The following is an 11,148-nucleotide window of genomic DNA, read 5'->3' on the forward strand; positions in this document are numbered from 1 at the left end:
GACGGCCAATGTTCATTATAACCGAGAGGAGATCTTTTTTGTTACCACTCTAAAAGCTTCATTGTCACACACGCAGAGCGTGTGGTTTTTAAAGACGTAATAAAAGTCCGTACGATTTCGTACGGACTTACTTATTGAGTTATTTGGTACTACTCTTCTCGTTCTTTTTTATAGTCGTTTAGAAAATCTTTTTGAAAACTAGTGCTGATATTAGGTTTTGAATCATTTAATTTCACAAAGACATTCTTTCCGTATTTTTCTTTAATTTGATCCATAGCTAAGTATAATTTCTCTTTTTCCGCTTCTTCTTCATAACTAAATAAGTCCAGTTGTTTGTAAAGTTCATCCTTTGACGTTAACTGTTGAGCTGTTACACCTAATAGACGAATCGGTTCTTCATTCCAATGCTCCTGAAATAGATTTTTAGCTAACGAAACAATCTCTTCTTTAGTCTCAATATATTCTTTAAGCTGCTTACTACGCGTAATTGTTTTCCGATCATGGTATCGAATCATGATTTGAATATTTTCTGTTACAACATTTTTATATTTTAAACGTTGCTCCACTTTTTCAGAAAGCTGGTCAAATACTTTATATATGCTAGGTAAATCAGTCATGTCATAAGGTAACGTCGTTGAATTTCCAATACTTTTAAACTCATTTACAGCATCAGGATCAACTGGTCTATGGTCAATTCCATTAGCTCGTTGATGTAACCTCTCACCGTTAACCCCGAGTAAATTTTTTAATGTTAAAACATTCGTTTCAGCTAGATCGCCTATTGTATTAATTTCAATTAGCTTTAACTTTTCAGCAGTCTTTTGTCCGACCCCATACATTTCATGAATATCTAGTGGCCAAAGCTTTTGTTGTATCTCTCGTTTTCTTAATACTGTAATTCCCATTGGTTTCTTCATATCAGAAGCCATCTTGGCTAAAAATTTATTGGGTGCTATCCCTATGCTGCAAGGGAGATCAAGTTCATTTAAAATACGTTTTTGTAACTGTTCCGCAAATTGAATAGGGTTTTCATCACCCATATAATCGGTCAAATCCATAAATCCTTCATCAATGGATACTGGCTGTACTATTGGAGTGGTTTCAGAAAGAATCGAAAATATATGTTTTGATGCTTCGCGATACCGATCAAATTTCGGTCTTAATACAATTAATTCTGGACAATGGTCATATGCTTGCCATAACGGCATCGTCGTTTTGACCCCTCGTTTTCTGGCTTCATAACTACTAGTAACGACAATCCCACGCCTCTCGTCAGGATTTCCTGCTATGGCAACGGGTTTGCCCTTTAATTCAGGTCGATAAGCCATTTCCACGGAAGCATAAAAACTATTCATATCCACATGAAAGATAATTCTTCCCTTTTGTTTCATCAAAACCACCCAATGTATTAAATAAAATTAATAACCTTAATTATAACAAAAGTGCTTGGCATTCAAAAAACACCAAGCACTTTAACATTTTACTGATTAGCAGCTTCAATAGCAATTGAAGTGACTAATTCAGATATTTTAATAAGTTCAGAAACAGGCATTCGTTCATTCGTTGTATGAATGTTTTCATATCCTACACAAAGATTGACAGTTGGGACACCTAGGCCTGCAAAAATATTTGCATCACTACCGCCACCACTTTTTTCAAGCTCACTCTCTCGTCCAATTCGTTTAGCCGCAGCTTTGGCAACTTCAACCACTTGATCGCCATCTTGATGCTTAAATCCTGGGTACATAATTTGGATATCAACATCGAATGAGCCGCCTAATTCTTTTTCAGCATCCTGACAAGCTTTTTTCATTTTTTCTAGTTGTTTTTCCAATTTTTCAGGATCGAGTGATCTTGCTTCAGCTAAGATATACGCTTCATCACTAACTATATTCGTTGCTTTCCCGCCTTCAAACCGGCCAATGTTAGCAGTTGTCTCATCATCAATCCTGCCGAGTGGCATTTTGGCTATAGCTTTAGCTGCAAGTGTAATAGCTGAGATTCCTTCTTCTGGTGCAACACCAGCGTGAGCTGTTTTTCCACGTGCCGTGATATATAATTTCGCTTGTGTTGGTGCAGCAACAATTATATTTCCGACTGTACCATTACTATCAATTGCATAACCGAATTTCGCTTTTAATAAATTAGAATCAAAAGCTTTTGCTCCAACTAATCCCGATTCTTCTCCAACCGTAATAACAAATTGAATGTCACCATGAGAGGCATTTGTTTCTTTAAGTGTTCTAATTGCTTCTAACATCGCTGCAATACCAGCTTTATCATCAGCCCCCAAAATGGTTGATCCGTCAGATACGATATAATCTTCTTTTATTGATGGGTTAATTCCGTTACCTGGAACAACGGTATCCATATGTGACGTAAAATAAATCGGCTGAGCTTCAGATTTATCACCTTTTAATGTAAAAACAAGATTATTTGCTCCGTGACCTGTTTCTTTTTTAGCTTGGTCTTCTTCTACTGTTAAACCCAATTCAGTAAATTTTTGTTTTAATACCTCTGAAATTTTTTCTTCGTGTTTTGTTTCAGAATCAACTTGTACTAATTCCATAAATTCTTTAACAAGCCGTTCTTGGTTAACTTGAATTTCACTCATGCTGTGACACCTCCAAAGATTTATAACGGAATGTTACCATGTTTCTTTTTAGGTCTTTCTTCTTTCTTGTTCTTTAACATTTCTAACGCTTGTGATAATTTAACTCTTGTTTCTCTTGGGTCTATGACATCATCGACCATACCAAGTCCTGCAGCTACATAAGGATTAGCAAACTTTTCACGGTACTCACTAATTTTATTTTGTCTTGTTTCTTCAGGGTGATCACTTTCATTAATTTCCTTTGAGAAAATAATATTAGCCGCACCTTCTGGTCCCATAACAGCTATTTCAGCATTTGGCCATGCAAATACTAGGTCAGCACCGATTGATTTACTGTTAAGTGCAACATATGCTCCTCCATATGCTTTACGAGTAATCACCGTAATCTTAGGAACGGTAGCTTCTGAATAAGCATATAAGATTTTAGCTCCATGACGAATGATTCCACCGTGCTCTTGTTTAACGCCTGGGAAAAACCCTGTTACATCTTCAAATGTAATTAAAGGAATGTTGAATGAATCGCAAAAACGAATAAAGCGTGACGCCTTATCACTAGAATCAATATCTAAACCACCAGCAAGAAATTTTGGCTGGTTACAGACTAAACCTACTGATTCACCGTTTACTCTCGCGAACCCTACGACGATGTTTTTAGCAAAATCAGGATGGATCTCAAAGAATGAACCTTCATCGACTACTTCGTTAATAATTGTTCTAACATCATAAGGGCGAATAGAGTCAAAAGGGATGAGATCTGTTAACTCATGCCTTAAATCCTCTTGTTCAGGCACCGTTGCTTTAGGAGTTTTTTCCTCTTGGTTTTGAGGCAAATAATGAATTAACTTTTTAACTTGGTCTAAAGCTTCTTCCTCCGATTTAGCTTTAAGGTGTGCATTTCCACTTTTACTATTATGTACATCTGCTCCACCTAAATCCTCAGATGTGATTTTTTCACCTGTTACGGTTTCAATAACCTTTGGTCCAGTTATAAACATTTGTGATGTTTCTTCGACCATAATGACAAAATCAGTAATAGCAGGAGAATAGACAGCTCCGCCTGCGCATGGACCCATAATAACAGAAATTTGAGGAATGACACCAGAATAAATGGAGTTACGATAGAACACATGGCCATATCCGTCTAATGATGCAACTCCTTCTTGAATTCTCGCGCCACCAGAATCATTTAGCCCGATAAAAGGTGTGCCATTTTTAGCAGCTAAATCCATCACGGCTGCTATTTTCTTTCCGTGCATCTCGCCAAGTGCTCCACCATATACAGTGAAATCCTGTGCGAATAAATAAATCGGACGTCCGTCTATTGTACCATAACCGGTCACAACACCTTCTCCAGGAACTTCTTTACCATTCATTCCAAAATCAGATACGCGGTGTTCAATAAACGGGTTTAGTTCAACAAAAGACCCTTCATCTAATAAGTAATCAATACGCTCACGAGCGGTCATCTTACCTTTATCGCGCTGTTTTTGTATCTTAGCATCACCGCCACCTAACTCTACTTTACGGCGTTTATCATAAAGTTCATTAATCTTATCATAAATATCCATTATTCTTCCCCCTGTCTCTGTTCGCAAAGTTCAAATAATACTCCATTTGCTGCTTTTGGATGTAGGAAAGCGACCTGACTTTGGTGAGCCCCTTCTTTTGGTTCCTCATGAATTAACGGTATGCCATTGGTCTTTAGATGATTTAATCTTTGTCTAATATCATCTACGTCCAAGGCAATATGGTGAATTCCTTCACCTTTTTTATCTATAAATTTCGCGATTGGTGACTCTCTATTTAATGGTTCAAGAAGTTCAATGGCACTTTCTCCAATCTTAAAGAAAGCGACCTTCACATTTTCTGAATTCACTTCTTCAGTACCTTTAAATGTTAACCCTAATTGATCTCGGTAAAAAGGAATGGTCTTCTCTAAGTTAGAAACAGCTATTCCGATATGGGCAATCTTATTCATATAGCTTCACCACTTACTAACTCTTTTATATACGTTGCAATATCAGTTGTTGGGGTACCTGAAGTAAAAATCTTATTAACTCCTTTTTCTTCTAAATAAGGTACATCATCTTCTGGTATCACGCCCCCACCAATGACGGGAATATCATCTGCACCTCTGTTTTTTAACTCTTCTACAACTTTAGGAAATAACGCCTTATGACCTCCGGAAAGAGAAGATAATCCTACGACATCTACGTCTTCTTGAATGGCAGCTTGAGCAATTTGCTGAGCTGATTGTCTTAAACCAGTATAAATGACTTCCATACCACTATCTCTTAAAGCTTGGGCAATAACTAAAGCGCCACGGTCATGGCCATCTAGGCCTGGTTTTGCAATGAGTACTCTTATTTTTTGATTCATTCAATTCCCCTCCAAATCACATTATGCTCCAGTAAACTCTCCAAATTCATCTCTTAGTACATTACAAATTTCTCCGACGGTTGCATAAGACCGAACTGCATCTAAAATAAAAGGCATTAGATTAACATGGTCATCTTTAGCAGCCTGTTTAAGAGCATCTAATTTATCTTCAACTTCCGATTGATTACGATTAGATCGGACTTTTTGTACCTGTTTTACTTGATTTTTTTCTAGTTGTTCATCCACTTTTAGTAGATCTGCTTGCAGTTCTTCTTCTAATTGAAATTCGTTTAGACCCACAATGATATCTTCTTTTGATTCAATTCGTTTTTGTGCTTCATATGCCGCTTGATGAATTTCTCGTTGCATATAGCCATCTTCCACAGCTTGTACAGCTCCACCCATTTCATCAATACGATCAATATATGCCCACACTTCTTTTTCAATTTGATCAGTCATATCTTCAATAAAATAAGAACCTGCAAGTGGGTCAACAGTGTCAGCAACTCCACTTTCATGAGCAATGATTTGTTGCGTTCTAAGAGCAATACGAGCTGACTCCTCAGTTGGTAATGCTAATGCTTCATCTCTTGAGTTAGTATGAAGGCTTTGTGTACCACCTAATACAGCAGATAGAGCTTGAAGTGCCACACGAACAATGTTGTTATCAGGCTGCTGAGCTGTTAATGTTGAACCACCTGTCTGAGTATGAAAACGTAATCTTAAGCTTTTTTCATCTTTAGCATTGAATTTTTCTTTCATTATTTTGGCCCAAATACGGCGTGCAGCTCTAAATTTAGCCGCTTCTTCAAAGAAATTATTATGAGCATTAAAGAAAAACGCGAGTCTTGGTGCAAATTGGTCTACATCTAAACCGCTTTCAATAGCCGCTTTGACATAAGCTATACCATTCGCTAAAGTAAACGCGACCTCTTGAACAGCTGTTGAACCAGCCTCACGAATATGGTAACCAGAAACACTAATCGTGTTGAATTTAGGTACTTCTTTAGCACAGTACTCAAATATATTGGTAATTAATCTCATAGACGGCTTTGGCGGATAAATGTAAGTTCCTCGAGCTATATATTCTTTTAAAATATCATTTTGAATGGTACCAGTAATTTTCTCTTTCGGTACGCCTTGCTTCTCTGCGACTGCAATATACATACAAAGCAAAACAGAAGCAGGAGCATTAATCGTCATTGAAGTACTAACCTTATCTAACGGAATCCCTTCGAGTAATGTTTCCATATCTTCTAAAGAATCAATCGCTACTCCAACTTTACCGACTTCTCCTTCTGCCATAGGATCATCAGAATCATAGCCAATTTGGGTCGGCAAATCAAATGCGACAGATAAGCCAGTTTGTCCTTGATCAAGCAAGTAACGAAAACGATTGTTTGTCTCTTTTGCAGAACCGAATCCAGCATATTGCCTCATCGTCCAAAAACGGCTTCGATACATTCCTGGTTGAATCCCTCTAGTGTATGGATACTGACCCGGAAATCCTAACTTTTCTATGTAATCCTCTTCTAAAGCTTCTTGCTTCGGTAAATAAAGTGCATCAATTTCTAATTCTGAACTATTAACAAATGAGTCCTTGCGCTCTGGAAAACGCTCCTGGGCTTTAGTAAGTTTTTGTTGCCATGCTTGTTTCGCTTCATCATATTGTTTCCCCATACGTTATTCTCCCTTCAAGCTAATCAAATTCGCTAATTAAATCTATTTTTAAGAATTTTCTTTCCTATTTCTATTTTAAAGGAAAGTTTCATCTTGTCCAATCCTTCATTTTCTTTTACAATAAACTATAGCGTATTATTTTAGGGGAGGAATCCATCGTGTCTAACAAACAGAAGAAAAAGCAGCCACAAGCTCCTTTTTCATCAAGAAGAAGAAAACGTTCAACGTTAACAACTGTTGTTATTTGGTTGATGATTATCGCCATGCTGCTTTCCACATTTACATTTGCGGCTGCTATGTTTATATAATAACGAAAAGAAAAGGTATGAGCAGAGTGCTCATACCTTTTTATTAACTAAAAATCCTGCTTCTTCTAAAGCCTGTTCAGCTTGTTCTAATAATTCCTCACGATCGGCTTTTATCGTGTGTAAATGAATTCCATCGGTTAATTCGGATAATAATGAAGCTTTGGACGAGTCGATATGCTTAACAAAAGTCTCGACTTCTTTTCGGTTTGATATTCTTAATTGTCCTGTAAACTCCCCATATACAGGATGATCTACCGACACATCCTTAACAAACACACCGTGATCAACTAAAATGTTTAACTCCTTCTCCGTATCCTCTGGCTTATGATAACAAGCAATTGTTTTTTCAAAACCACGGTCCTCTTGAGTATCTTTCATATAGATATATCCTTGACTCGTTGCAAGTATCGGTTCATTTTTTGCCTTAAGTAAAGCCATATCACCAACTATGACCTGCCTGCTAACCCCAACTTTGTCAGCAATTTGCCTTCCTGATAAAGGTTCTTCAGAATTTAATAATAAGGACAATATATAATCCCTTCGCTCATCGGCTGTCATTTTCTGTTTTGGCACTCACTTTACCTCCTTTGAAATCTTTCGTCATCTTAATTAAAAAATGAGAAAGCGATATGATGTCTTCTTCAGTTGTATGTGTTCCTAATGATATTCGGAAAAACTCTTTCCCTTGTTCAGCAGTGACTGATAATGCTTTTAATGCGTTCGCCGTTTTATTATATTTTACATCACAAGCACTTCCAGTTGAAATTGCAAATCCATTTCGATTACATTCTAACATGACCCACTGACCTTCAATGCCATTAATTCCTAATCCAATAATAGATGGAATTTGCGCTTGATCAGTATTGCCATCGTCAAATCATTATGAATGACCTCTAACTCATTTATTAACTGATTCCTAAGTTTACTTAGTCTAGTTTCTTCAAAAGTCTGCTGCTTTATAATTTCGTAAGCAGCAACAGTAAATGCTGCAACACTTGGTAAATCAATCGTATTTCCTTTTAATAATAGTCTTTCAATGCCCTTATTGTTAGCTTCATTTAAATATAGTAACCCTACTCCCTTAGGTCCATAAACCTTATGGGACGACACACTTAAACTATCAACTCGTTCAGGTAGATGTGATAGCTTTAATCTTCCGAAACTCTGCACAGCATCGACATGAAAAAACACACCATTTTGTTTACAAATGTTTGCGATTTCTTCTACTGGCTGTATCGTTCCAATTTCTCCATTTACATGTTGAACAATAACTACTGCCGTATCGTAACGTAATTCTGAATTTAATTCAGTTAGATCTACCTGACCATTTTGGTTAAAAGACAAATAGGTCACGTTATAGCCTTCTCGCTCTTTTTGATGACACATTTCAATAATAGAATTGTGCTCAGCTTGTGATACAATGATGTGCTTTCCGTGGTGCCTTTTTAATAAGCTTTCAATAGCTAATATATTAGCTTCAGACCCGCCTTTAGTAAAGAACAATTGATCCGGATTTGAACCAATTAAACTTCCTAAATGAGTTCTACACTGATCATAAAGTTGTTTAGATTGCTCACCCATCTCATGAAGACTGTTTGTGTTCGCATAATACTTTTGAGATACAGACACAAACGTTTTAATAGCCTCTTCACTCATAGGAGTTGTTGCAGCATAATCGAAGTATTTCATCAAATCATTCCCCATTACTTTTTCATTACTCTCTTGTCATTTATTTAATTATATGTAAATATAGATGTCAAGACAGGTGTAAAATTTTATTAACATATATGTCAAAGGGGGTAGGTTACGATGAATAGGTTGCAATTAAAAAAACAAATAGAAGAATTTTTTATAGAAGATATTGGATATAAAGACTTAACGTCAGACTCCATTTTTGAGAATCAAGAAGGACAATTACAGATTGTTTCGAAATCGAATGGGATTTTTTGTGGAGAGGATATTATTAGAGTTGGTTATTCATCTATAAATCCTCTAATAGAAGTAAAATCTTTCGTTCATGACGGTGATCAAGTTGAAGTAGGTCAAATGGTGGCACAAATATCGGGGCCCGTTAAAGACTTACTCACTGGTGAAAGAGTTGTTCTAAATTTAATACAACGGATGAGCGGGATTGCAACTAAGACAAATTCAGCTGTCAAACTATTAAATAGCAGACATACGCGCATAAGTGATACAAGGAAAACAACACCTGGATTAAGAATGCTAGAAAAATACGCTGTTACAAAAGGTGGTGGTATTAACCATCGTTATGGCTTAGATCATGCTGTCATGATTAAAGATAATCATATCGCTTTTTGTGGATCGATTACAGAAGCAGTACATAAAGTACAAAAACAAGTTGGTCACATGATAAAAGTCGTTGTTGAAGTTGAGGATCAACACCAAGTACTTGAAGCTGTTGATGCAAATGTTGATTGCATATTATTAGACAATATTGAGGTAAAGGATTTGCCTGATTTATTAAACCTCATCCCTACTACCGTTTTGACAGAAGTATCTGGCGGCATCACACTTCAAGACTTACCTAAATATTCGAATCTACCGGTTGATGTCATTTCATTAGGATGTTTAACACACCAAATTGAATCATTGGATATTAGTGCAGATGTAAAAATTTATGCTTAAGGGGGCATTAACAATGAATTTATTAACTCAAATGGAACAATCGATTTCTACTTTACCTGACCAATATAAAAACATGAATTCTGATGAGCTTAACGATTTAGTCTCAAAGATTAAGCAAAATTTAGGCGATGAATTGTTTATTCCAGGCCATCATTATCAAAAAGAGGAAGTCATGAAGTTTGCTGATGCTAGGGGTGATTCCCTTCAATTAGCACAATTATCTGCCAATACGACTGCTAAATACATCGTTTTCTGTGGGGTTCATTTTATGGCTGAAACAGCTGATATTTTATCAAGTGATCACCAGTCCGTTTACTTACCTGACCTTAGAGCTGGTTGTTCAATGGCGGATATGGCTGATATCAAACAAACTGAAGTGGCTTGGGACGAACTAACTAGCAAGTTTGGAGATACGATCTTGCCCATGACTTATGTAAATTCAACTGCCGCCATAAAATCATTTGTTGGTCAAAACGGCGGAACAACGGTTACGTCTTCAAATGCTAAAAGAGTTATGGAATGGGCCTTCACTCAGAAAGAGCGCCTTTTATTCCTTCCAGATCAACACCTTGGCAGAAATACAGCTTACAACTTAGGTATTCCACTTGATCAAATGGCGGTTTGGAATCCTATAACCGAGACTTTAATTTATGAAGGAGACTTACAGAATATCAAAGTTATACTCTGGAAAGGTCATTGTTCTGTTCATGAGAATTTCACCGAACATAACATCAAGCAGGTCAGAAATGAACACCCAGACATGTCAGTCATCGTACATCCAGAATGCAGAAGAGAAGTTGTAGCATTATCAGATTATAATGGTTCAACGAAATATATAATTGACACGATTGAAAACGCACCATCTGGTACAAAATGGGCTATTGGAACCGAAATGAATTTAGTTAAACGACTCATTAAGGAACATCCAGATAAACAAATTATTTCTTTAAATCCTCATATGTGCCCATGTCTAACGATGAACCGTATCGATCTGGCTCACCTTGCTTGGAGCTTAGATTCTATTGAACAAGGTAACCCTGTTAACCAAATAAAGGTGAATGAAGAAGTGTCCTATTATTCGAAACTTGCTTTAGATCGAATGTTAAGTCTTTAACAGAAAAGCCTAGAAGACACTGAAACTGTACCCTGAAAAGTTAAAAGTTAAAAAAACTAGACAGCTAAAAGAATGGTCTCGCTACTGATTCGGGATCAACTTTTTGGCTCTACAATTTTTCATGTCTTGGTTCTTTTACTGAAAACTTTTAGGCCTTCCCTTTCCGCGGGCGATCCGAGAGCCTCCTCGAACGCCACTACGTAACGTTCTGTGGGGTCTCGCCTGGCTCGCTTTCCCGCAGGAGTGTCAGGCCAACCTGAAAAGCAAATACTCCAAATCTTAACCAGCATTGGAAATACACGAGACTCCCTCGGGAAATGTTGTCATACCAGCCAATAGTAAGCTTATAAATTTTTTTTAAAAAACTATAGTTAACTTCCATAAAGATTAAATGACATTTCTGTAAT

The 11,148-nt window shown here is 36.9% G+C and carries 10 protein-coding genes and 1 pseudogene; 3 read left to right on the plus strand and 8 right to left on the minus strand.

The genetic code is table 11. The features are described from left to right. Positions 1 to 149: 149 nt before the first annotated feature. The 5 genes and pseudogenes from ACFSW4_RS04665 to ACFSW4_RS04685 all read right to left on the minus strand — a co-directional run bounded on the left by ACFSW4_RS04665 (position 150) and on the right by ACFSW4_RS04685 (position 6,673). Positions 150 to 1,391, minus strand: a complete 1,242-nt coding sequence (locus ACFSW4_RS04665; protein ID WP_377327749.1) for a DNA polymerase IV — start codon at positions 1,389 to 1,391, stop codon at positions 150 to 152. A gap of 89 nt (positions 1,392 to 1,480) precedes the next feature. Next, positions 1,481 to 2,614, minus strand: a complete 1,134-nt coding sequence (locus tag ACFSW4_RS04670; protein WP_377327751.1) for a M20/M25/M40 family metallo-hydrolase — start codon at positions 2,612 to 2,614, stop codon at positions 1,481 to 1,483. A 20-nt stretch (positions 2,615 to 2,634) separates the two neighbouring features. Further along, positions 2,635 to 4,182, minus strand: a complete 1,548-nt coding sequence (locus ACFSW4_RS04675) for an acyl-CoA carboxylase subunit beta (RefSeq protein WP_377327753.1) — start codon at positions 4,180 to 4,182, stop codon at positions 2,635 to 2,637. Beyond that, positions 4,182 to 4,993: pseudogene (gene mce, locus ACFSW4_RS04680) on the minus strand (methylmalonyl-CoA epimerase). The gene ACFSW4_RS04675 and the pseudogene mce overlap by 1 nt, the downstream one beginning before the upstream one ends. 21 nt (positions 4,994 to 5,014) lie before the next feature. Continuing rightward, positions 5,015 to 6,673 carry an acyl-CoA mutase large subunit family protein gene (locus tag ACFSW4_RS04685; RefSeq protein WP_377327755.1) on the minus strand — a complete coding sequence of 553 codons (1,659 nt, stop codon included), beginning with the start codon at positions 6,671 to 6,673 and terminating at the stop codon, positions 5,015 to 5,017. Positions 6,674 to 6,831: 158 nt separating this feature from the next. Here ACFSW4_RS04685 and ACFSW4_RS04690 point away from each other — a divergent pair, with 158 nt between their 5' ends. Continuing rightward, positions 6,832 to 6,981: a DUF4044 domain-containing protein gene (locus tag ACFSW4_RS04690; RefSeq protein ID WP_279402054.1), complete on the plus strand. Its 150-nt coding sequence runs from the start codon at positions 6,832 to 6,834 to the stop codon at positions 6,979 to 6,981. Positions 6,982 to 7,011: 30 nt separating this feature from the next. Here ACFSW4_RS04690 and ACFSW4_RS04695 read toward each other — a convergent pair whose 3' ends face one another. Genes ACFSW4_RS04695 through ACFSW4_RS04705 form a run of 3 tightly spaced genes read right to left on the minus strand, consistent with a single transcriptional unit; the run spans position 7,012 to position 8,670 of the window. Next, the gene (locus tag ACFSW4_RS04695) at positions 7,012 to 7,554 is read right to left on the minus strand and encodes a transcription repressor NadR (protein WP_377327757.1); all 543 of its coding nucleotides are present in this window, start codon (positions 7,552 to 7,554) and stop codon (positions 7,012 to 7,014) included. After that, a complete protein-coding gene (locus tag ACFSW4_RS04700; protein ID WP_369405129.1) occupies positions 7,526 to 7,828 on the minus strand; it encodes an aminotransferase class V-fold PLP-dependent enzyme in 303 nt (100 codons plus the stop codon). Before ACFSW4_RS04700 ends, ACFSW4_RS04695 begins: the two co-directional genes overlap by 29 nt. After that, positions 7,807 to 8,670, minus strand: a complete 864-nt coding sequence (locus ACFSW4_RS04705; protein ID WP_377327759.1) for a cysteine desulfurase family protein — start codon at positions 8,668 to 8,670, stop codon at positions 7,807 to 7,809. Before ACFSW4_RS04705 ends, ACFSW4_RS04700 begins: the two co-directional genes overlap by 22 nt. A gap of 120 nt (positions 8,671 to 8,790) precedes the next feature. Between ACFSW4_RS04705 and nadC the strand changes: the two genes are divergently transcribed. Together nadC and nadA are read left to right on the plus strand one after the other, a co-directional pair. Further along, positions 8,791 to 9,627 (plus strand): carboxylating nicotinate-nucleotide diphosphorylase, encoded by an 837-nt coding sequence (nadC, locus tag ACFSW4_RS04710; RefSeq protein ID WP_377327761.1) that lies wholly within the window; start codon positions 8,791 to 8,793, stop codon positions 9,625 to 9,627. Between the two features lie 13 nt (positions 9,628 to 9,640). Continuing rightward, the gene (gene nadA / locus ACFSW4_RS04715; RefSeq protein ID WP_054755028.1) at positions 9,641 to 10,741 is read left to right on the plus strand and encodes a quinolinate synthase NadA; all 1,101 of its coding nucleotides are present in this window, start codon (positions 9,641 to 9,643) and stop codon (positions 10,739 to 10,741) included. Positions 10,742 to 11,148: the final 407 nt, after the last annotated feature.

It is taken from the genome of Piscibacillus salipiscarius (genome assembly GCF_042685285.1).
In the GTDB taxonomy this organism is placed as follows: domain Bacteria; phylum Bacillota; class Bacilli; order Bacillales; family Alkalibacillaceae; genus Piscibacillus; species Piscibacillus salipiscarius.

Bases quoted from the DNA above. Each gene is read 5' to 3' on its own strand.
- ACFSW4_RS04665 (WP_377327749.1), bottom strand. From the start codon at position 1,391: ATGAAACAAAAGGGAAGAATTATCTTTCATGTGGATATGAATAGTTTT.
- ACFSW4_RS04670 (WP_377327751.1), bottom strand. From the start codon at position 2,614: ATGAGTGAAATTCAAGTTAACCAAGAACGGCTTGTTAAAGAATTTATG.
- ACFSW4_RS04675 (WP_377327753.1), bottom strand. From the start codon at position 4,182: ATGGATATTTATGATAAGATTAATGAACTTTATGATAAACGCCGTAAA.
- ACFSW4_RS04685 (WP_377327755.1), bottom strand. From the start codon at position 6,673: ATGGGGAAACAATATGATGAAGCGAAACAAGCATGGCAACAAAAACTT.
- ACFSW4_RS04705 (WP_377327759.1), bottom strand. From the start codon at position 8,670: ATGAAATACTTCGATTATGCTGCAACAACTCCTATGAGTGAAGAGGCT.
- nadC (WP_377327761.1), top strand. From the start codon at position 8,791: ATGAATAGGTTGCAATTAAAAAAACAAATAGAAGAATTTTTTATAGAA.
- nadA (WP_054755028.1), top strand. From the start codon at position 9,641: ATGAATTTATTAACTCAAATGGAACAATCGATTTCTACTTTACCTGAC.